Source organism: Clostridium sp. 29_15 (assembly GCF_001916075.1).
GTDB classification, from domain to species: domain Bacteria; phylum Bacillota; class Clostridia; order Clostridiales; family Clostridiaceae; genus Clostridium; species Clostridium lentum.
This window is the reverse complement of the sequence record NZ_MNRT01000037.1, coordinates 68592-91203: the sequence shown is the minus strand read 5'-3', so window position 1 is coordinate 91203 and position 22612 is coordinate 68592. Positions and strand designations below refer to the sequence as shown.

Annotated in this window: 22 protein-coding genes, 1 pseudogene and 1 riboswitch; of the genes and pseudogenes, 4 read left to right on the top strand and 19 right to left on the bottom strand. The window is 30.6% G+C overall.

The window, feature by feature from the left end:
• Nucleotides 1-47: 47 nt before the first annotated feature.
• Nucleotides 48-421 (bottom strand): annotated as a pseudogene (locus tag BHW04_RS08915) (RidA family protein).
• 143 nt (nucleotides 422-564) lie between these two features.
• Between BHW04_RS08915 and BHW04_RS08910 the strand changes: the two are divergent.
• The gene (locus tag BHW04_RS08910) at nucleotides 565-1590 is read left to right on the top strand and encodes a branched-chain amino acid aminotransferase (RefSeq protein ID WP_022213130.1); all 1026 of its coding nucleotides are present in this window, start codon (nucleotides 565-567) and stop codon (nucleotides 1588-1590) included.
• A gap of 31 nt (nucleotides 1591-1621) precedes the next feature.
• On the opposite strand, the gene BHW04_RS08905 is transcribed toward BHW04_RS08910, so the two are convergent.
• The 8 genes from BHW04_RS08905 to hemA are packed head-to-tail and all read right to left on the bottom strand — an operon-like array spanning nucleotide 1622 to nucleotide 8974.
• Nucleotides 1622-2428 carry a formate/nitrite transporter family protein gene (locus BHW04_RS08905; RefSeq protein ID WP_022213131.1) on the bottom strand — a complete coding sequence of 269 codons (807 nt, stop codon included), beginning with the start codon at nucleotides 2426-2428 and terminating at the stop codon, nucleotides 1622-1624.
• A 12-nt stretch (nucleotides 2429-2440) separates the two neighbouring features.
• On the bottom strand, nucleotides 2441-2584 hold the full coding sequence (locus BHW04_RS08900; RefSeq protein ID WP_186834543.1) for a hypothetical protein: 144 nt from the start codon (nucleotides 2582-2584) through the stop codon (nucleotides 2441-2443).
• Nucleotides 2562-3857 (bottom strand): glutamate-1-semialdehyde 2,1-aminomutase, encoded by a 1296-nt coding sequence (hemL, locus tag BHW04_RS08895; protein WP_022213133.1) that lies wholly within the window; start codon nucleotides 3855-3857, stop codon nucleotides 2562-2564. Before hemL ends, BHW04_RS08900 begins: the two co-directional genes overlap by 23 nt.
• Nucleotides 3857-4831 (bottom strand): porphobilinogen synthase, encoded by a 975-nt coding sequence (gene hemB / locus BHW04_RS08890; RefSeq protein WP_302633243.1) that lies wholly within the window; start codon nucleotides 4829-4831, stop codon nucleotides 3857-3859. Before hemB ends, hemL begins: the two co-directional genes overlap by 1 nt.
• Nucleotides 4824-6299: a uroporphyrinogen-III C-methyltransferase gene (gene cobA, locus BHW04_RS08885; RefSeq protein ID WP_302623297.1), complete on the bottom strand. Its 1476-nt coding sequence runs from the start codon at nucleotides 6297-6299 to the stop codon at nucleotides 4824-4826. Before cobA ends, hemB begins: the two co-directional genes overlap by 8 nt.
• 11 nt (nucleotides 6300-6310) lie before the next feature.
• Complete coding sequence (hemC, locus tag BHW04_RS08880; RefSeq protein ID WP_022213136.1) at nucleotides 6311-7183, bottom strand: hydroxymethylbilane synthase; 873 nt, start codon at nucleotides 7181-7183, stop codon at nucleotides 6311-6313.
• Complete coding sequence (locus tag BHW04_RS08875) at nucleotides 7152-7820, bottom strand: NAD(P)-dependent oxidoreductase (RefSeq protein ID WP_022213137.1); 669 nt, start codon at nucleotides 7818-7820, stop codon at nucleotides 7152-7154. The genes hemC and BHW04_RS08875 overlap by 32 nt, the downstream gene beginning before the upstream one ends.
• Nucleotides 7781-8974, bottom strand: a complete 1194-nt coding sequence (hemA, locus tag BHW04_RS08870; RefSeq protein WP_022213138.1) for a glutamyl-tRNA reductase — start codon at nucleotides 8972-8974, stop codon at nucleotides 7781-7783. The genes BHW04_RS08875 and hemA overlap by 40 nt, the downstream gene beginning before the upstream one ends.
• A 309-nt stretch (nucleotides 8975-9283) precedes the next feature.
• Nucleotides 9284-9386: riboswitch (purine riboswitch) on the top strand.
• A 30-nt stretch (nucleotides 9387-9416) separates the two neighbouring features.
• Here hemA and ade point away from each other — a divergent pair.
• Nucleotides 9417-11153, top strand: coding sequence for an adenine deaminase (ade, locus tag BHW04_RS08865; protein WP_302623298.1), 1737 nt, complete (start codon nucleotides 9417-9419; stop codon nucleotides 11151-11153).
• A gap of 73 nt (nucleotides 11154-11226) precedes the next feature.
• On the opposite strand, the gene BHW04_RS08860 is transcribed toward ade, so the two are convergent.
• From BHW04_RS08860 to BHW04_RS08845, 4 genes are all read right to left on the bottom strand, one after another.
• On the bottom strand, nucleotides 11227-12729 hold the full coding sequence (locus BHW04_RS08860) for a DUF1846 domain-containing protein (RefSeq protein ID WP_302699401.1): 1503 nt from the start codon (nucleotides 12727-12729) through the stop codon (nucleotides 11227-11229).
• Nucleotides 12730-12994: 265 nt separating this feature from the next.
• A complete protein-coding gene (locus BHW04_RS08855) occupies nucleotides 12995-13645 on the bottom strand; it encodes an NAD(P)/FAD-dependent oxidoreductase (RefSeq protein WP_302699400.1) in 651 nt (216 codons plus the stop codon).
• 59 nt (nucleotides 13646-13704) lie between these two features.
• Nucleotides 13705-14517 carry a sugar-phosphatase gene (gene yidA / locus BHW04_RS08850; RefSeq protein WP_302699399.1) on the bottom strand — a complete coding sequence of 271 codons (813 nt, stop codon included), beginning with the start codon at nucleotides 14515-14517 and terminating at the stop codon, nucleotides 13705-13707.
• 88 nt (nucleotides 14518-14605) lie between these two features.
• Nucleotides 14606-14878 carry an ATP cone domain-containing protein gene (locus tag BHW04_RS08845; RefSeq protein ID WP_302630641.1) on the bottom strand — a complete coding sequence of 91 codons (273 nt, stop codon included), beginning with the start codon at nucleotides 14876-14878 and terminating at the stop codon, nucleotides 14606-14608.
• 233 nt (nucleotides 14879-15111) lie between these two features.
• Here BHW04_RS08845 and BHW04_RS08840 point away from each other — a divergent pair, with 233 nt between their 5' ends.
• The gene (locus BHW04_RS08840; RefSeq protein ID WP_022213144.1) at nucleotides 15112-15621 is read left to right on the top strand and encodes a L,D-transpeptidase; all 510 of its coding nucleotides are present in this window, start codon (nucleotides 15112-15114) and stop codon (nucleotides 15619-15621) included.
• Here the strand turns inward: BHW04_RS08840 and BHW04_RS08835 are convergent.
• Both BHW04_RS08835 and BHW04_RS08830 read right to left on the bottom strand, forming a co-directional pair.
• Nucleotides 15614-16267, bottom strand: a complete 654-nt coding sequence (locus BHW04_RS08835; RefSeq protein WP_302652830.1) for a peptidylprolyl isomerase — start codon at nucleotides 16265-16267, stop codon at nucleotides 15614-15616. The genes BHW04_RS08840 and BHW04_RS08835 overlap by 8 nt on opposite strands.
• A gap of 143 nt (nucleotides 16268-16410) precedes the next feature.
• Nucleotides 16411-16827 (bottom strand): DUF3785 family protein, encoded by a 417-nt coding sequence (locus BHW04_RS08830; RefSeq protein WP_186834539.1) that lies wholly within the window; start codon nucleotides 16825-16827, stop codon nucleotides 16411-16413.
• 172 nt (nucleotides 16828-16999) lie between these two features.
• On the opposite strand from BHW04_RS08830, the gene BHW04_RS08825 reads away from it, so the two are divergent.
• The gene (locus BHW04_RS08825) at nucleotides 17000-17560 is read left to right on the top strand and encodes a hypothetical protein (protein WP_186834538.1); all 561 of its coding nucleotides are present in this window, start codon (nucleotides 17000-17002) and stop codon (nucleotides 17558-17560) included.
• A 65-nt stretch (nucleotides 17561-17625) separates the two neighbouring features.
• On the opposite strand, the gene BHW04_RS08820 is transcribed toward BHW04_RS08825, so the two are convergent.
• The 4 genes from BHW04_RS08820 to BHW04_RS08805 form a co-directional block, all read right to left on the bottom strand.
• Complete coding sequence (locus BHW04_RS08820) at nucleotides 17626-18927, bottom strand: homoserine dehydrogenase (protein WP_186834537.1); 1302 nt, start codon at nucleotides 18925-18927, stop codon at nucleotides 17626-17628.
• 116 nt (nucleotides 18928-19043) lie between these two features.
• Nucleotides 19044-19991 carry an ABC transporter permease gene (locus BHW04_RS08815; protein ID WP_022213149.1) on the bottom strand — a complete coding sequence of 316 codons (948 nt, stop codon included), beginning with the start codon at nucleotides 19989-19991 and terminating at the stop codon, nucleotides 19044-19046.
• Nucleotides 19991-21079, bottom strand: coding sequence for an ABC transporter permease (locus BHW04_RS08810; protein WP_022213150.1), 1089 nt, complete (start codon nucleotides 21077-21079; stop codon nucleotides 19991-19993). The genes BHW04_RS08815 and BHW04_RS08810 overlap by 1 nt, the downstream gene beginning before the upstream one ends.
• A complete protein-coding gene (locus BHW04_RS08805; protein WP_022213151.1) occupies nucleotides 21079-22599 on the bottom strand; it encodes an ABC transporter ATP-binding protein in 1521 nt (506 codons plus the stop codon). The genes BHW04_RS08810 and BHW04_RS08805 overlap by 1 nt, the downstream gene beginning before the upstream one ends.
• Nucleotides 22600-22612 lie beyond the last annotated feature (13 nt).

Genomic DNA, 22612 nt, shown 5'->3' with positions numbered 1-22612 from the left:
TTTTAATAATAATTTAGCTTTTTTTAAACTTTTCATTGAATTTTATACTATTTAATAGCTATAGCCTCTATTTCTATAATTGCTCCCTTAGGTAACTTAGCTACTTGTACACAACTTCTTGCTGGTAGGTTATCCTTGAATCCCCATAAATTTCATTAACTTTTTCAAAATCATTAAGGTCTTGAAGAAAAATCGTTGTTTTAATCACCTTTTCTAAAGAACTTCCTGCTGCTTCTAAGACAGCTGAAAGATTTGCCATAACTTGTACAGTTGCTTTGCTAATTTCAGTTACTAATTCTCCATTTTCAGGATTTAATGGAATTTGACCAGAAGTAAATACTAAATCTCCTACTATCATTCCTTGAGAGTATGGTCCAATTGCTGATGGTGCTTTTTTAGTTGATATTATTTCTTTATTCATTTTTATCCTCCTCATACAATATCATAAATTGATTATATACTATTTTACTTATATTTTTGAATATTATTTTTCTACATTTATCATTTCATATTAATGTTAGTAGTGGTAAAATATTATAAAATAAATAAAAAAGGGTGATACTTATGAGTAAAATTATAGATTTAGATTGGAATAACTTGGGGTTTGAATATATAAAGACTGATTTCCGATATATATCAACTTGGAAAGACGGTAATTGGGATAAAGGATCACTTACTGATGATAATTATCTCCATATTAGTGAAGCATCTTGTGCTCTTCATTATGGACAACAATGCTTTGAAGGGCTAAAAGCATATAGAACAAAAGATGGCTCAATTCAATTATTCAGGCCTGATAGAAATGCTGAAAGATTAAATTCTAGCTTAAGAAAACTTCTTATGCCAGAAATTCCTGTGGAAAAATTTATTGATGCATGTATACAAGTAGTAAAAGCAAATGAACATTTTGTTCCACCTTATGGTAGTGGTGCAACTTTATATTTAAGACCTTTCGTCATAGGTGTTGGTCATAACATTGGCGTAAAACCTGCTCCTGAGTATATCTTTTCAGTATTCTGTACCCCTGTAGGTGCTTACTTTAAAGGAGGATTAACTCCTTGCAATTTTAATGTAGCTGAATATGACAGAGCAGCTCCTCGTGGAACTGGACATACAAAAGTTGGGGGTAATTATGCCGCTTCTCTTCAAGCACACAAACTCTCTGCTGACAAAGGCTTTGCCGATTGTATTTATCTTGATCCAGCAACTCAAACCAAAATTGAAGAAGTTGGTGCAGCAAACTTTTTTGGTATTACAAAAAACAATGAATTTGTTACACCAAAATCACCTTCCATATTGCCGAGCATCACAAAATATTCACTTATGGAAATAGCTAGAAAATATCTTCATATGCCTGTTTATGAACGAGAGGTATATATAGATAATTTAGATGAATTCAAAGAAGCAGGTGCCTGTGGTACTGCTGCTGTCATAACTCCTATTGGTGGAATTGAATATAAAGGTAAACTTCATGTCTTCTATAGTGAAACTGAAGTAGGTCCTGTTATAAAAGAACTTTATAAAATTCTTTATGGGATACAATTTGGTGATATAAAAGCACCTGAAGGGTGGATTTACAAAATCAATTAAAAAAGACACAGCTTTTGCTGTATCTTTTTTATTATGCTACTTTCTCAGCTTCTTTTGTAGATTTTTTCTTATCAGTAATAAAATAATATGGTAATCCTACAAATAATACTCCACCTATAAAGTTTCCAAGGGAAACCCAAGCTATATTGTGGAACCATCCTCCAATTGTAACTGCTGCATCATGTGGTAGTAATAATCCCATAGTTAAGAATCCCATATTAGCAACACTATGTTCAAAACCTGCAGTTATAAATGTAAATAAGCACCAGAAAATCATTATTAATTTAGCTGTTTCTTCTTTTAATTTATAGCACATCCAAGTTGCTAAACAAACTAATATATTACAAAGTAATCCTCTTAAAAATAATTGTCCAGAAGGAGTTCCCATTTTTATAGCAACTTGTTCTACTATAAACTCACCTATATAATCGCTTTTTCCTAAAGCAGCACCACTGTAAACATATAGGCATGCACCTATAACACCACCCATTACATTTCCAATCCAAACTGCAACCCATATTTTCACTGCATCTAGCCATGTTACTTTATTTTCTAAAGCACCTATAGTCATTATCATAGCATTACTAGTAAATAAATCTCCACCTGCCATGAACACTAAACTTAAAGCAACACCAAAACATAATCCCATTACTATTTTGTAGGTTCCAATATCAGCATGATGCATTATTCCACCAATAGAATAAATAAGCATAATTCCTAAACTTACAAATAAGCTTCCAAGCATTGCTGATGTTAAGTACTTTGGCACGCTTTTGTTAAATAATCCAATCTTAACTTCAGCTGAATGAGATAAATTATCAATCTCTTTTCTATACATTACTACTTCCTCCTATAAATCACATATTTTTTCTTTATCACACCTATATGACCTTAATAATAATACAACTTTTTCCCCTTTTTGTAAATTGTCAGAAAAGTCAATCATTTCAAGATATAAATTGTGTATTTCACTATATGGAAACAATGAATTCATTTTCCGCAAACTCCTTAAAAGCTGATAAGAATTTTTTAACATGATCTTCATTATGCTCACTACTTAAAAATAATGCTTCAAACTGCGATTGAGGAATATTTATTCCATTCTTATTCATACATAAGAAATACTTTTTGAACATTTCCAAGTTACAACTTTTAGCATCTTCATATGTTCTTACAGTATCTTTATCAGTAAAGAATATGGTCATCATTCCACCAAATCTATTTACCACTACATTTATATTATTTTCAGAAGCAATACTTTCTACACCTTTTTGTAACATTTGTCCTAAATAATTTATTTTATCATATATTTCTGGCTTAGATTTTAATATATTAAGCGTAGCAAGTCCTGCTGACATAACTATTGGATTTCCAGACATAGTACCAGCTTGATATACTCCCCCTAGAGGTGAAAGATTTTCCATTATTTCTTTTCTTCCTCCATAAACACCTGCTGGAAGTCCACCTCCCATTATCTTAGCATAAGTTATAAGATCAGGGCTTACATTAAATAATTCTTGTGCTCCTTTAAAAGCAACTCTAAAACCACTCATTACCTCATCAAAAACAAGTAATGCGCCATACTCATCACACAGCACTCTAAGAGTTTCCATAAATTCATTATCTGCTTTAATAACACCCATATTACCTGCTACTGGTTCAATAATAACAGCTGCAATATCATCACCATAAGCTTCAAATAATCCTCTTACTTGTTCTGCATCATTATAAACACCAATTAATGTATTTTTTATACTATCTTGTGGTATACCAAGAGAACCGGCAATGCCTTCTGTAAGCACACCTGATCCTGCTTCTACTAAGAATCCATCAAAATGCCCATGATAGCATCCAGCAAATTTGATTATTTTATTTTTCTTGGTATATCCTCTAGCTAGTTTTATGGCACTCATAGTTGCTTCTGTTCCTGAATTAACCATTCTCACCATTTCAACATTATCCATTTCCTCACATAGAAATTTTGCCATTTGAAGTTCTAATTCTGTTGGTGCTCCAAAGGCTATTGCACTTTCACTTATTTCCTTTATGGCAGTCACTACCTCATCATTACAATGGCCTAATATCATAGGTCCCCATGCTAATACAAAATCAATATATTCCTTACCATCTTCATCTTTGATTATTACACCTTTTCCACTCTTCATCACAGGAGGATTTATTCCCATATCCCTATATGCCCTTACTGGTGAATTAACTCCACCTGGCATATATTCGTTTGATTTAATAAATATTTCTTCATTTCTCATTAATTACTATCCTCCTTTAACCATCTTGCTGCTTCTATTGCATAATAAGTCATTATCATTTTTGCACCAGCTCTTTTCATAGACATAAGCATTTCTAAAGCAACTCTTTTTTCATCAATTAGTCCTGCTTCTCCTGCACTCTTAACCATTGCATATTCTCCACTGACATTATATACGCATAATGGTACATCATATCTATTTCTTGCTTCTCTTACTATATCAAGATATGACATAGCTGGTTTAACCATTATAATATCTGCCCCTTCATTTATATCTGCTTCAATTTCTAGCATTGCTTCTCTTGAGTTAGCAGGATCCATTTGATATCCCTTTCTATCGCCAAATTGTGGAGCTGAACCAGCTGCTTCTCTAAATGGACCATAAAATCCTGATGCATATTTTGCTGCATAACTCATTATAGGTGTCATTTTAAAGCCATTATCATCTAAAACCTTTCTAATATGACCAATTCTTCCATCCATCATATCTGATGGTGCAATCATATGTGCACCTGCCTTTGCATGTGATAAAGCTATCTTTCCTAAATACTCTAAAGTTTCATCATTATCTATGCTCTTTCCATGAAGGATTCCACAATGTCCATGATCTGTATACTCACACATACATACATCTGTTATTATATACAGTTCATCATCTAATTCTCTAAGCTTTCTTATGGCTTTTTGAACTATTCCATCTTCATTATAAGCTTCTGTTCCTTTACAATCCTTATGTTCTGGCACACCAAAAATTATTACTGATCTTACTGCTGTTTCCTTTAATTCCTTTACAAGTTCACCTAGTCTATCTACTGACCAATGATAATTTCCTTTAAGAGAGCTTATCTCTCTTTTTATATTTTCACCTTCCACCACAAAAATAGGAAGGATAAAATCTTTCACACTAAGCTCATTTTCTCTTACAAGATCTCTTATAATTACTGTATCTCTTAATCTTCTTCCTCTTCTAAACATCATATTCCTCCTTTATACCTATTATTTCTTCCAAAAATCCTTCTTCTGAATGCTTTTTGCAAGTATAACAATGAATATCATTAGACTTTAATGCCTTAGCAGTCTGTCTACCAATGGCTATTGATATCTTCTTGCTTATTTCTTCTTTACCAAATACATTAATCATATTATGTACAGTGCTTGGACTTGTGAATAATACATAATCTACTTCTTCAAGAGCCTTTTTGTTTTTCATATCTCCGCATACTGTATCATAAGTATGAACTCTATCAACATTTAATCCTAAGGCTTCTATTTCTTCCTTTAAATACTCTCTACTACTTGAAGAACACGGAATAAGTACATTTTCTCCTTTTTTAAGATATGGATTAAGTGCTTTAAATAATCCTTCACCTACAAACTCCCTAGCCATGATAAAAGGCATTACTCCACGAGCCTCTAAAGCCTTTCTTGTTGCTTTTCCTATAACTGAGAAATTAGCCTTAATAGTTCTAATATCTATTTTCTCTTTAATTAAATAATCAAAGAACATATTTACTCCATTTACAGAGGTTAAAATTATATGGTCATATTTATCAATCTTTTTCTTTACTTCATTTAGATTATCCATTGTAGACTTTCTCTTAATAGAATTAATTTCTGTAACTTCTGCACCTAAATCTCGCAACTTATTTTTTAAGTTTGAAGATTGCTCTCTTGATCTAGTTATACAAATATTTGCTCCAAATAAAGGTTTTTTCTCATACCATGATAATTTTTCATTTAATGATACTACTTCTCCAACCACTATGATACATGGAGACTTTAATCCTACTTCTCTCACCTTAACACATATGTCATCAACAGTACCAATGACTTTTTTCTGCTTAGACGATGTACCTCTCATAACCACAGCAGCTGGTGTACTACCATCTTTACCATTTTCTAATAAATTACTCATTATTCTTTCAATATTTTCAAGCCCCATCATAAATACTAAAGTACCTATTTCCTTTGCTAATACCTGCCAGTTAATCTTTTCATCAGCTGCTGTCATACCAGTTATTATATGGAATCCTTGTGACATTCCCCTTTGAGTTATAGGAATACCTGCATAATTAAGTACTGCTATAGGAGAAGTAACTCCAGGAATAACTTCAAACTCTAAGTTTTCTTCCTTTAAAGCTAATACTTCTTCGCCTCCTCTACCAAAAACATATGGATCTCCACCTTTTATCCTACCTACTACATGGCCTTCCTTTACCAAACTTACAATCATCTCATTTATTTCTTCTTGAGTCTTATAATGACATCCTGGCTCTTTTCCACAATAATATATTTCACAATCTTCCTTTAAATAATTTAGTATATTATTAGATACAAGCCTATCATAAAGAACTGCTGTACATTTTTCTAATACCTTTACTGCTTTTACAGTTAATAACTCCTCATCTCCTGGCCCTGTGCCAATTATATATGCTTTGCCCATTTTTAATCCTCCTATACTTCTAATATGCTTTCTGCTAATTTAATACCTAATTGTATATTATCATCCTTTTTTCCAGTTATATCTTTAACAACTATTTTGCCATTAACTTCAAATGTTCCTATGATATAAAGATTATCCTTTTTTATTTCAGCATAGCATCCTATTAATGTATGGCATCCACCATTAAGCCTTTTCATAAAACTTCTTTCTGCCTCTACAGCAATTCTTGTATCTTTATCATCTAGTGCCTTAAAATATTTTCTACTTTCACTATTTTTTAAACATTCAATTCCTAATGCACCTTGACCGACAGCCGGTATAAATACCTTTGGATCTAAATATTCTGTTATTATATCTTCCATGCCAAGTCTCTTAAGACCTGCTGCTGCAAGTATTATCCCATCCATACCTTCATTTTTCATCTTTTCTAATCTAGTGCCTACATTCCCTCTTATAGGTACAATATTTAAATCACTTCTTATCTTTCTTAATTGTGCTGCTCTTCTAATACTACTTGTTCCAATTATAGCTCCTTTTCTTAAATTCTTTAAGGAAATTCCATCTCTTGATACAAAAACATCTCTTACGTCTTCTCTTTCTGGCATTGCTACTAATTCAAAATCTTCTGCTAATTCATATGGTACATCCTTCATTGAATGAACAGCCCCTTGTGCTTTTCCTTCCAATAAAGCAAATTCTATTTCTTTAACAAAAAGACCTTTACCACCAATCTTATCTAAAGTTACATCTAGTCTTTTATCTCCTTCAGTAACTACTAATAATTTTTTTGCATCTATCTTTTGCTTTTCTTTAAGCATTGCAATAATAGTTTCTGTCTGTTTCTGTGCAAGCTTACTTTTTCTTGTTGCTAAAATCAAATTCATTTATTTTCTCCTTATAAAATAACTCTAATACTATTTTCCCCTTACCTTTATCAAATATATATTTAAAATCTTCACTGTTAACAAAGGAAAGTAGCTTTAGCTTTTCTGCATTTTCCATATTAATAGTATTTCTTAAATTTCCTGTAAACTCCATAAAATCATCATATCCTACAATTTCTTTTTGAAGTTTATCAGCCAGCATCACTGCACCTTTTGGATTACCAACCTTGGTGTTTATACTCATTAAAATATTACTGCTTTCCCTTTTCACTGGAATAACACCCATACCCTTTTTAAAATTTGCAGAATTAATATATATTTTAGCTAAAGAATTACAATCTCTTATTATATTATCTATAATTTCTTCATCTGATATAGCTATTATGACCATATGTTTATCTTCAATAAATCTTTTATAATATTCTTTTTTTATTAATGTAACTGAAATATTTTGGAAATCATCAATAAATTCTCTTGATAGCACTTCCACTTCCACTCCATTACTACTTAAAGTCTTTGCTTTAATATATGAACCTCTTCCCCCTCCAATAATACCAACTCTTAAAGTATTAGCAAAGAAAGTTATTGGCATATATTCTATTTTTTCGTAAATATCTCCATTAAAATTCTTAGACACTGTTCTTCCCTACCCTTTGCCTTTTCATTCTTTAGCACTTTTATGGCTCTATTTATATAATAATCTGCCGTACTTTTTATCAGTATTTCTGCTAATTTAGCATCTTCTTTATTCTTGCATTTATTTTCAAAAGATTTAACTCTATGGCTTACGATAAAATCACCTGAATCTTTAAATTCTTTAATATAGTTGGTAACACATCTTAAATTCAACCAATTCATATATTCTTTTATGTATTTATCAATAATATATTTATTTTTTTGCATTCTTTCCACTCTTAAATGCTTATTTTCATCATCAAGCTTACTTATCTTATCAATATCTAAAAGTTGTACTCTTTCATAGTTCTGAAGCTGTGGATCAATATCTCTTGGCATGGCTAAATCTATCAATAATATATTCTTACCTTCCTTATTTATATGATATTTTTCAACTACAAGATGGCTAGCTGCTGTACAGCTTATTAACCCATCCATTTCATTTAATCTTTCTCTAGCCTCATTGTAAGTTAATATATTTACCCTCTGGTCAGTAATTTTCTCTACTTTACTCTTATCTCTTACTACTATGTTTATTTCTTTAAGCTCTGTACCTAAAGCATATTTAATCACTAGCTTTCCTATAGTTCCATAACCCATAACCATTAATTTTTCAGCTTTACTTTCTATAACTTTATTTACAGCTATAGAAGACGATGATACTGGAATCTCATAAAGCTTAGTATCACTCCTAAATCTTTTACCACAGCTTATGGCTTCCTCAAAAAGTCTCATAAGCTCTGAAAATATATATCCTTTTTCAACTCCTTCTAAATAAGCATCCCTTATTTGACCTAAGATTTGATCCTCACCTAATATTCTGGAATGAAAACCACAAGCAAGCTCAAATAGATGTTTTACAGCACTTTCACCATCTATGTAAAATACATACTCTAAAAGACTCTTATCCCAATTTAAAACCTCAAATATCAATTCCTTATCTATGCCTTGACCTTTAAAGTAAATTTCTGTCCTATTGCATGTGCTTAATATTACAAATTCATCAGTAATATTTCTCAATGAGTTACTTATTAAATCTTTAGTTCTTGGTGAAATCACTAATTTTTCTCTAATACTTACATCTACACCCTTTTTTATCCCTATTAGACCTAACATACTTCACCACCTACTTTTTATTTAAAAACATACTTATAATTATATACACTACCTCATACATTAACAACTTTTCAGCATAATTTTATTATATCCTGTGAAACATCTCTTTCATTATTCATTAAAAAATATTTTCGTCACTTAACACCTTAAATTTAGGTAAATCTCTCGAAATACTTATCTATATTTTTTCTCCTCCCTTTCCTCTACTAAATCATTTTTACTTTTTTTTTCATATTTATTATTATTTTCAATTTATAACTATCTTGGTGCTTATATAAATTATTCTTTGACATAGTTACGTAAAATTACTATAATATAAACAATAACTTTCGTATAAGCTTAATAATACGGTTTAAGCGTCTCTACAATATCACCGTAAATGATATTTACTATGAAGAAAAGTCCACGAAGGTTAAGTACATATAAAGAGGTGGATTTATTAATGAAAAAAGATGTATTTATCAAAAACATACAAGCTGCATCTAAGCAAATAATTTCTGACTTGGTCATAAAAAACATCACCATTGTAGATGTTTTTCAAAACTCTACATTCATTTCTGATGTTGCAATTTGTAATGGATATATAGTAGGTATAGGTGAATATAAAGGAAAAACTGAAATTGATGGTACTGGAAAGTACATTTGTCCTGGTTTAATAGATGGACATGCTCATATTGAAAGTTCACTATTAACACCTAAAGAATATTATAAAGCCGCATTACTTCATGGAATAACTTCTATGATTGTTGACCCCCATGAAATTGCAAATGTATTAGGTATAAAAGGCATTAACCTTATGATGGATTTAAGTGAAAACTTACCGTTAGATTTCTACTTTATGCTTCCTTCTTGCGTTCCATCAACTCCTTTTGAAAATTCTGGTGCTATATTAAATAACTTAGACCTAAAGCCATTATATGATAATAAAAGAGTTTTAGGACTTGCAGAAGTTATGGATAGCCCATCAGTTATTAACTGTAGTGAACATATGATATGTAAACTTTATGATGCAGTTGAAAACAACTCCATTATAGATGGTCATGGAGCTGGCTTTGATATTGATAAAATAAATAGCTATGCTGCTGCATCTATTAAAACTGATCATGAATGTCACACTTATGAGGAACTTATTGAAAGAGTTCGTAGGGGAATGTACGTACTTATACGAGAAGGTACTGTAGCTAAAAATTTAAATGAACTAGTTAAAGGTGCTTCAATACATAATAGCAGAAGACTTTGTCTTTGTACAGATGATAAACATATAGATGATTTATTAAAAAATGGTTCCATTGATAATTCAATTAAAATGTGTATCCGTGATGGACTACGTCCAGAGACAGCAATTCAAATGGCTACTTTAAATACCGCCGAATGTTATGGTTTAAAAACAAAAGGTGCCATTGCTCCTGGATATATTGCAGACTTTATCATTCTTGATTCTTTAGTTACCTTTAAAATTTCTTCTGTTTATAAAAATGGTAAACTTGTAGTACAAGATAATAAACTAATTACTAATAGCTCTGTTGAGTTAACGGAAATTAACATTGAGCCAACTATTAATATTCCAAAGCTTACAAAAGAAAGCTTTAATATATCTCTTGAAAATAAGACACAATTAAATGTAATTGAAATCATACCTAATAACTTAGAAACTAATCATCTTAAAATAAATATTTCAGCATTAAATTTAGATAAATCTTTCATCCCATCTATTGATGAAGATTTATTAAAGATAGCTGTAATAGAAAGACATCATAATTTAGGTAATATAGGTTTAGGAGTAGTTAAAGGATTAAAATTAAAATCTGGTGCCATTGCAACTACTGTAGCTCATGATTCTCATAATTTAATTGTATGTGGTACTAATGATACTGATATGATTCTAGCTTGTAATGAAATTAAGCGATTAGGTGGTGGAATAGTTGTGGTGAAAAATGGTTTAGTTCTTGCTTCTTTAAGCTTAGAAATTGCTGGTCTAATTACTAATAGAAGTGCTGATGAGGTTATAAATGATTTAGTAAAATTACATGCTGCCATTGATAAAATTGCTCCATCAATAAACTTTAATCCATTTTTAACTTTATCATTTTTATCACTGCCAGTTATACCTGACATAAAAATTACAGATAAAGGGCTTTTCAATGTTAAAACCTTTGAATTTATAAATATAGCTGAATAAAAAACAGGAAATAGCCGTTAGGTTATTTCCTATTTTAATTAAACAGTACATATCGTTGCACTTATGCACGTAATTAATAATAAAGGCTTTCTGATGGATATACTGCATCACAGGTTATATCTATTCCAAGCTTTCTGAAAGTTTGTTCATCATTAGTTGGAATTATTATTGTTGAATGTGCTTGCCCACCTGTAAGTAGTGGTAATTTATCCATTGCTGCTTGAGCCATTGGATTTGTTGCTGCACAAATACTTAATGCTATAAGAACCTCTTCACAATTTAAGGCAACATTTTTACTTGATAAAGTTTCAGATTTTAATTTAATTATCGGTTCTAATATTACTGGTGATATTAAATGAATGTCATCTGAAATATTTGCTAAATACTTAATTGCATTTACTAAAACTGAAGCAGAACTATCTAAAGTTTGAGTATTTCTACCTGTGATTATTGTTCCATCTTCTAACTCTAATGCAATAACTGGCACTATCTCATTTTTATCTACTGTTTCTTTTAAATTTTCTGCACGTTTTCTAGCTGGTAAAACCACATTTCTATCTTCTTCTTTTAAATTAACCTGTTCCATGATAAGTTTTGCAGCTTCAAAAGTTTCTTTATCTACATAACCTTTTTTATATTCACAACCTGTTTTAAAGTATCTTCTAATTATTTCTTGTTTTGATGCTTCTTTAACAACATCATCATCTATTATTCCAAACCCTACTCTATTAACTCCCATATCAGTTGGCGATTTATATACAGATTCCTTACCAGTAATCTTTTCTATTATTCTTTTTAATACAGGAAATGTTTCAAGATCTCTATTGTAGTTTACTGCTGTTTCTCCATATGCATCTAAATGGAAGTAATCTATCATATTTACATCCTTAAGATCTACTGTTGCTGCTTCATAAGCTATATTTAAAGGATGCTTTAATGGTACATTCCATACTGGAAAAGTTTCAAATTTGGAATACCCTGCCGCCTTTCCTCTTTTGTATTCATGATATAACTGACTTAAACAAGTTGCTAACTTTCCACTTCCAGGACCTGGTGCTGTAACTACCACTATTGGTTTACTAGTTTCTATATATGGATTTTTACCATATCCCTCATCACTAACAATTGTATCCACATCTGTAGGATATCCTTTTGTAGCTCTATGCTTATAAACCTTTATTCCTCTTCTTTCGAGTTTATTAATAAATACTGTTGCCGATGGCTGGTCATTATATCTAGTTATAACTACTGAATTAACTTCTAAATCATAAGATCTTAAATCATCAATAAGTCTCATAACATCCATATCATATGTTATTCCAAAGTCACCTCTTATTTTATTTCTCTCTATATCACCAGCGTATACACAAATAACTACTTCCACATTTTCTCTTAACTTATGTAATAATTTAATTTTAGCATTTTCATCAAAACCTGGTAGCACTCTCTTTGCATGAAGGTCGAATAATAGCTTTCCACCAAATTCTAAGTACAGCTTATCATAATTATTTACTCTTTCTAAAATATATTTAGATTGCTCTTCTAAGTATTTTTCATGATCAAATCCTATTTTCATTTTTTCAACTCCAGTATATTATTTTTATTTCTTTTGTAATACATAAACAATTATATTATACATAATTTCCTGTATCTTTATCATACATATTCATATTTCATTTTTACAAAATATATAATATTATCACATAGAAAGACATTATTGTAAACATAAACCCGAAATCTATTTTAAATTACTTATTTATAATTCGTAAAATTAAAACCAAGAATCATATTTTTTTTAAATTCCATTCAAAGGACGTTATTCCTCAATTCATCACTCATCATTATCTTAATTTTACTCTTTCAATGAAGCTCTCAACTCCAATTCTTTCTATCATTAAGCTAAGTTTTTCTCCTAGTTCTGCTTCATCTTTATAATATTCAAAGATATTATCTACTAATTGTAGAGCTTCTTCTTCTGTAAGATCCTTGGCAATAACATCTGCCACTCTTGGATGAAAACCTGCTGAGCCTCCTGCCACCACCATCAATCCTGACTTATCAGCTATTACACCAACATCTCTAGCATAAACACTTCCACAGGCATTTCTGCATCCAGCTACTCCTATCTTAGTTCTACAAGGCATTTCTTTTTTAGCATATTTCTTAGTAAGCTTAACACCTATACCAATGGTATTATACTTACTTCTTTTACAAAATCCTGCTGGACAGCTTTCTACATTCTTTACAGAATTAGTTGTTATAACTGCTGGCTCCATTCCAAGTTCTTCCCACACCTTTGGTAAATCCTCTTCCTTTAAATTAGTAATTAATATCCTTTGCCCTGATGTTATCTTTAATACAGCTTTATATTTTTTTGCCACCTTAGCAATTTTTTCTAACGTTTCTGGTTGTATAAATCCACTTGGAATATCTGGTGTTATTCCAAAAGTTCTTTTCCCATCACGTATCTTTTGTAAATTCCCATAATGCATAAATTTCTCTCCTAACTAAATATAAGAACTCTATAAAGAGTCCTTATACGTAAATATTATTAACTATTTAAAACTAAATGCTCTATTGCTTTGGCAACTCCATCATTTTCATTAGTGTCTGTAATATAATTTGCAGTTTTCTTAACTTCTTCAAAAGCATTTCCCATGGCAACACCCATACCTGCACATTCAATCATGTGAAGATCATTTCCTGCATCTCCCATAGTTATTACTTGATCTAATGTTATTCCCATATGCTTCGCTAGCATTTCAACACCTACACCTTTATTTACTTCTTTATTTAAAAATTCAAGGAAATATGGCGTACTTCTAACTACTGTATACTTATCATATACTTCCTTTGGAAGATTATCTACAGCCTTCTGTAATACTTCTTCTTCATCAATCATCATTATCTTTATTATGCTATGATCTTTTTCTAACTTATTAAAATCTTCAATGTTTATCTTAATATTATTAATATTTGCTTCTACTTCAGTGTACTTACTATTTTTAGGTGTAATTAATCCTTTTGTTTCAGAGAAAGCATGAATATTTACCCCTAAATCCTTACTTACTTCATATAAATAATGTAAATCTTCACCAGTTAAACCTATTTTACAAATTGGCTCTCTATCCTTAGTCTTTAAAACTAAACCACCATTATAGCTAAGTACATAGTCATTTTCACCATACATATCTAGTTCTTCTAAATATCTAGTTACACCATCTATAGGTCTTCCTGTAGCTAATACTACCGTTACTCCCTTTTCTCTAGCATCATCTATTGCTTTTTTAGTTCTTTCAGATACTGTTTTATCCTTTCTTAGTAACGTTCCATCCATATCTAATGCTATTAATTTATAATTCAACAATACTCACCAATCCTTACTTATACTTTTACTTCTTTAATTATTAATCATTATATCATAGTTATAAATCCAATAGCAAAAATATACATCATTGTTTTTCATAACCTACATATTTCTCTATTATGTCAGAAAATCCATCTCTTTTTAATATAGCAATTACTATACCAGATATTTCATAACTTGAAGTGTCTTCGCCATCTTTCCTTACTTCTTTCATTTTAGAATTGATGTCTTCCACTAATATCTTTACATCTGATTCATTTAGTAACTCTTTACTATCATTAGTAGCACTTAAAATACTAATTTTTATTTTTTCAAGATCAAGTTCTTGAAGTCTTCCATCTTTCTTAATAACTTTCATCATATATCACCTCAAGAATTATTTTGTCTTGTTCCCTAAAAAATACTCTTTCTATATGGTGATTTTATTTTTTTATCATAAATTCCAACTATTTTATTATTAAAATATTATCAATTCTCATAGATGATATCATCATAAATATCAATCTATAGCATATAAGTTATAAATTTCATACCATTTTATATTTATTTTTATAATATATAGTATATTAATGATTTGAGGATTTCTAAATTATGATTTCTAAATTTATAAAAAAAATTCATACGAAACTTAATTTAAAAAACCTTCATCCATTTTCATCAAAACGTTATGCAAAAGACTACTTATCAAATGCCGAATCTTTTATAAATTCAAAAAATATTAATAGCTCAAGCATTTATCTAATCTGGGTTGATACTGACCATTTCAAAACTAATATCTTTAAAAAATCTAAAAATTCCTGGACTCTATATAAAAGCTTTTTATGTACCATAGGTAAACCATGGGAACCAACCATTAAGGGAACCTTTTTCGTTGGCGTAAAAGGTTATTCCTTTGGTGAAAATCGTGGCTTTAGATGCCTCTACTACACCCAAATTAAAGGAAACTATCTCTTTCACTCTATAGTCTATTATCTAGATGGTACCATAAAGGATGATAGACTTGGCATGCAACTCACCGATGGTTGTATTCGCCTTTCCACTGAAAATGCCAAATGGATTTATGATAACATCCCTGAAGGAACAACCATCTTTATTAATTAATCTTTTCCACTTCTGGATAATTAACTCCCTTTGTATCTACTGTAATAGATTCTATAACCACAGCTTCCTTTGGTTTATCGTTGTTATCTGTTGCTACTTTGCTAATGTTCTTTACTATATCTAGTCCACTTATTACTTTCCCAAAAGCAGCATATTGACCATCTAAATTATTGAACTCACCTACCATAATAAAGAATTGGCTTCCTGCTGAATCATTACTTCTTGCTCTTGCCATTGATAATACACCATCAATATGCTTTAAATCATTTTCTTCATAACCATTACTAGAAAATTCTCCTGCTATAGAATATCCTGGACCACCAGTTCCATTTCCTTCTGGATCTCCACCTTGTATCATAAATCCATCTATAATTCTATGGAATGTTAATCCATTATAAAAGCCAGAGTTTGCTAGGGAAATAAAGTTATTCACTGTATTTGATGCTTTACTTGGATATAACTCTGCTTTTATAGTTCCATAGCCCTTTACCACTATTGTAGCAATTGGTAAATCACCATTTTCAACACTAACATCATCCTTACTTTCTTTTACTTCTGTACTGCTTTCATTCTTAGTACATCCAATTGCTGCAATTATTGCTGTACAAACCGTTGCAGCTAAAATAATTTTTTTAACAATCTTCATATTTCTACCTCAATTTACTAATTTTTTACTATAGCACTTATTATATCATTTTTTCCATATAAAGAGGAACACTATTTACTTAATAGTATTCCTTCATAAATAGCTATATTTATTCTAAATCCTGTCCATTCATATACTTATATCTATATTTCAAATTCCTCTATTTCCACTGAATAGCTTCCGCAATGCTTACATACATTGACTAATACTATATAGCTATTATCCACTTTCCCTGCCTTTTGCAGCCTGTTAAATGAAAGTCCTTCGTATTCTTTATCAATTGAACTTATAACAAATTCTCCATTATTAGTATATATGTAAAAATTATATCCTAGAAAAGCAAAGAATTTTTTCTTTTCCCTAAGACCTTCTTTACATTCTCCACATGACATATCAAAGTACTCTTTTGAAAAATCCACTTCATTACTATTTGTCATTATTTCTAATACTTTATCTAAATCAATATTTTTTATAGGATTTTCCTCATCATTAATAAAATAATCTAAGTTTTCTTTATTTAGTTTATATTCTCTTCCTTCGAAAGTAAATCTGTATTCCATCTATTTTTTTCCTTTCTTTTTTATTAACTAATTCTATCATAAGATATCTTATAAATAAACAATATATTGTACCTATTGACATTTTCTTAAATAATTATTAATGTATTTCACTTTTTATTAACATTGATGGAATTTTAGTGTACAATATACTTTATATAATGGAGGGATAGTTATGAGCTCAAAAAATATTTATTTAGTATTTTCAAAAACTGGTACAATGTTTTCACAATTAATTTCTTTATGTACTCACGAAGAATATGCTCATGTTTCACTTTCTTTAGACAACACCTTCACAAAAATGTATTCTTTTGGCCGTATTAATCCAGCTAAAGTGCTTCCTGCTGGATTTGTATATGAAAATATATATGACGGAGTATTTGCTATGTTTCCTGAAAGCAAATGCCTAATTTATAAAGTTAGTGTTACTGAACACCAGTATCATAAACTTGTCAAAGAAATACGTATTTTCGAAAATAACAAAGATAATTTAAAATACAATATTTTAGGGACAAGCCTTGTATACTTTAATAAACCAAAAAAAAGAGAAAATTATTATTTCTGCTCTGAATTTGTCTCTGAAGTATTAATAAATAGCGGTATCTTTAATACCCATAAAAAACCTGAGGAAATCTTACCTTTAGACTTATTGGCAGTTGAAAATAAAACATTAATTTACGAAGGATATATTAATAAACTAAGTTTTGCAAGTGAAACGTTAACCAGCGTAATTTAAATATAAAACAGCGGATGTAATAAACACATTCCCGCTGTTTTTTATATTAACCTCATATCTTTAATTTATCTAAAATCTTCTATTCTTATTATATTATCAATACTTTTAACAGTTTTCAAATCATAAAGCCTCTCTATTGAATCCATAATTAATCCTTCTGTGGTACTATGAGTTATCAAGACCAATGTGACGTCAATATTTTCTTCCTGCTTTACACCCTTTTGAATTACTGATTTTAAACTGACTTTATTGGCACCAAATATTGTTGTTATCTGACCTAATACACCTGGTTTATCACTTACTGTAATTCTTAAATAATATCTGCTTTCAATATCCTTTAAATCTTTAATATTCATTTCCCAAAGGTTGTTCTTAACTACTGGCTGCATATTTTCAACTTCTACATTATTTCTTAATATCCATATAATATCACTAACTACTGCACTTCCTGTTGGAAGACTTCCTGCTCCTCTACCATAAAACATCATATCCCCTACAGCATTACCATTAATGAATACTGCATTAAATGAATCATAAACATTAGCTAAAGGATGAGTTTCTGGAATCATGGTTGGATGTACTCTTAATTCAAGTTCTCCATTCTCTTCTTTAGCAATAGCTAGAAGTTTTATTACCATACCAAAGCTACTAGCATATTCCATATCTATAGAATTTATCTTTGTTATACCTTCTCTATATACATGTTCAGGTTTTATTTTGGTACCAAATGCTAAAGAAGACAATATTACAAGCTTGTATTGTGCATCATATCCTTCTATATCAGATGTGGGGTCAGCTTCAGCATATCCCTTATCCTGAGCCTCTTTTAACACATCCTCAAAGTTCAAATTCTCAAGTTCCATCTTACTTAAAATATAATTGGTAGTACCATTAATAATACCATATAAAGTATTAATTTTATTAGCTGTTAAGCTTTGACTTATTCCATTAATAATAGGAATACCACCTGCTACACTTGCTTCATATTGGAAACTTACTCCCATTTCATCAGCTTTTTCAAATACTTCATCACCACAAGTAGCTAAAAGCATCTTATTAGCTGTAACTATTTGTTTTTTAGCTTCCATAGCCTTGATAATGTATTCTTTTGCTGGCTCTATACCACCCATAACTTCAACAACTATCTTTATTTCATTGTCATTTAATATCTCTTCATAACTTGTTGTAAGTATTTCTGTTGGTACTTCTACACCTCTATCTTTCTTTACATCTCTTACCAGTATCTTAGCTATTTCTACTTCATATCCTGAGCGCTTAACTATTTGTTCTTTATTCTCTCTTATTATTGATAATACACCTTTTGCTACATTACCTAATCCTAAAAGTGCAATTTTTACTTTTTTCATAAATATCCCCCTTTGTTTTTAGGTTAGTGTAAAGTTTTATTGCATAAAAAACAACGATCTCCTAATTTTATGTTAAAATTGAATATCCAACAAAACAAATTATATATCTTTATTACCTATCTCTTTCCTGCATCAAATGGTTCTCCAGCTGCTTTCGGAGCTTGTGTAGATTTAGAGAATATAATAAGTGCTATTAATGTTATTACATAAGGGAACACCTTTAATAGTACTAGTGGTATCTGTTGTAATTGTGGAATTACTTGTGAAACATTGGCAAGTGTAGACGCAAATCCAAAGAATACTGTTGCTCCTAAAATTCCAAGTGGTTTCCACTGTCCGAAAATTAATGCTGCTAAAGCTAAGAAACCTAACCCTGCCACACTTCCATTAAACTCTCCTGAATAAGTAACTAATATTATACATCCACCTAAAGCTGATAAAGCTCCTGAAATTATAACCCCAAAGTATCTCATCTTTGTAACGTTAATCCCTACTGCTTGTGCAGCTTGTGGATTTTCACCACATGCTCTTAATCTCATACCAAAAGCTGTCTTATATAATAAAAATGTACTTACAGCTAATATAACAAGTACTAACCATGTTGTTGCATAAGTTCTTGTAAAGAATAGCGGTCCTAATACCGGTATATCTTTTAATATACTTATACTTTGTGGTACAAACCCCATAGTTATTCTTATATTACCACTACCAGTGATATTTCTTGCTAAAAATACTGTTAAAGCTCCTGCCACCATATTTATAGCTGTACCACTTATTACTTGGTCTGCATTTAAATTTATACTAGCAAAAGCATGTAATATTGAAAATAACGCCCCAACTAAAGCTGCTACTAATAAGCCAATCCATAAAGCACTTTCAACACCTGCTGCTTGAAGCTTAGATATAGTTAAAGCTCCTGCAAAAGACCCAACAATCATAAATCCATCTAATCCTATGTTAATTATACCACTTCTTTCACAATATAATGCACCTAAAGCTGTAATTAGCATCGGTATTGTATAAGCTATTGCATAAGGAAAAATCTTAACTAATATATCCCACATTATTTCTCCACCGCCCTTTCAGTAGTTTTACCTGCTATCACTTTTTTCTTTTCTTCTTTTATTTTCTTAAACTTATTTATTACCTTATCCATAATCATACTTGTAGCTGCAAAGTAAATAATTGTTGCTATAATTGTATCTGCAAGTTCTGGTGGTACTTTAACATTAGCATTCATAAATCCTTTACCAACATAAAGAACACCAAAGAATAATGCTGATAATAATACTCCAAATGGTGAGTTATTACCTAATAAAGATACTGCTATACCATCAAATCCTTGTGAAGGCATAACCCCTATTTGCATAACTTGTGAGTTACCCATATATTGAACAACTCCTGCAAGACCAGCTAGCGCCCCTGCAATCATCATTGATACAACAATATTTCTATTTACTGGCATACCTGCATATTCTGCACCAAATTTATTATATCCAACGGCCTTTAATTCATATCCTAAAACCGTCTTATTAAGTATAAGCCAAATAATTACAACAGATATTATTGCTAATAATATACCAAGGTTTATGTATGAACCTCCAAACATTTTTGAAAGCCACTCAGACTTTAGTGTAGCTCCTTGAGCAAGCTTTGCTGATTCTGTTTCTGTAGTTCCTTTTAAATATTGTGGAACCATATAATATACTATCCAGTAAGCAGTCCAGTTCATCATGATTGATGAAACAACTTCATTAACCTTAAATAACGCTTTTAAAACTCCTGGTATAGCTGCCCATAAAGCTCCAGCCATTATACCACATATAACCATTAAAGGTATTAATACTGGTGATGGTAAATCTACTAAAATACCTATTGCTGTTACTGTAAATCCACCTGCTAACATTTGTCCAGGAGTACCTATATTAAATAACCCAGTCCTATTTGCAAAGGCAACCGACAACCCTGTTAATATTAAAGGTGTAGCCGTCGCAATTGAATTACCAATTCTCTGAGTATTCATTAATCCACCTTTAAAAAGGTAAGTATATCCATCTATTGGGTTATACCCCATAGATAACATTAATAAAAATCCTGCAAATAATCCTAAAACTATTGCCATAAGAGATTTTAACAATTGATTCTTATGCACTAAGCTTCCTCCTTCTTTACGCCGGCCATCATTAAACCAACTTCATTTTCATTTGTTTCATTAGCATTGACTATCCCTATTAATTCACCATTATTTACTACAGCAATCCTATCTGATACATTTAATACTTCATCAAGTTCAAGTGATACTAAAAGGACAGCCTTTCCTAAATCTCTTTGTTCTACTAATCTCTTGTGTATATATTCTATAGAACCAACATCTAGCCCTCTTGTAGGCTGAACAGCTATTAATAAATCCGGATTCGATTCTATTTCACGTCCTATTACTCCTTTTTGTTGATTACCACCTGATAAAGATCTTGCTATAGATTGTCCACCTTCACCACTTCTAACATCGAAAGTTTCTATTATTTTATTTGCATATTCTCTTATCTTTGCTCTATTAATTAAGCCAAATTTAGAAAATGGAGCTTTTTTATATGCCTTTAACACCATATTATCTTCCATTGTATAATCAAGAATCAATCCTCTCTTATGTCTATCTTCTGGAATATGTGCAATGCCATCATCAATTCTTTGACGGATAGATTCTTTTGTTATATCTTTATTCTTAAATTCTATTATTCCTGATTCAACTTGTCTCATACCAGTTAATGCTTCAACCAATTCAGTTTGTCCATTACCTTCAACACCAGCTATACCTACTATTTCTCCAGCTTTAATATCTAATGAAAAATTCTTTAGACCTAAAACTTTCTTATTATTTTTAACTGAAATATTCTTTATACTTACAACAGTTTCTTTGGGTTTAGCTTCTGATTTTTCTACTTTAAATGATACCTCTCTACCAACCATCATTTTAGCCATTTCTGATTCAGTAGTATCTTTTACATCAACTGTTCCTATGTATTTACCTCTTCTAATAACTGTACACTTATCAGCTACAGCTTTAATTTCCTTTAATTTATGTGTTATGATGATTACAGATTTCCCTTCTTTTGTCATTTCTTTTATAATTGAAATCAATTCATCAATTTCACTAGGTGTTAATACAGCTGTAGGTTCATCAAATATTAATACATTTGCATTTCTATATAACATCTTAAGTATTTCTACTCTTTGTTGCATCCCAACTGAAATATCTTCAATCTTTGCATATGGATCTACATTTAATCCATACTGTTTAGATAATTCTTCAATTCTCTTGGCAGCTGTTTTAATATCTACTACTAAACCTTTTTTAGGCTCACATCCTAGAGTTATATTTTCAGTAACTGTAAAGTTCTCCACAAGCTTAAAGTGTTGGTGAACCATCCCAATTCCTAAATCATTTGCTACATTAGGATTAGAAATTTTCACTTCTTTACCTCTTACCTTTATACATCCTCTATCTGGTTTATACATACCGAATAACATTCCCATAAGAGTTGATTTTCCAGCTCCATTTTCTCCTAAAAGAGCATGTACTTCTCCCTTTTTAAGTTGAAGTTTTATATTATCATTCGCCACTATTCCTGGAAACTCTTTACGGATATTAAGCATCTCTACTACATATTCCATTGATATCCTCCTT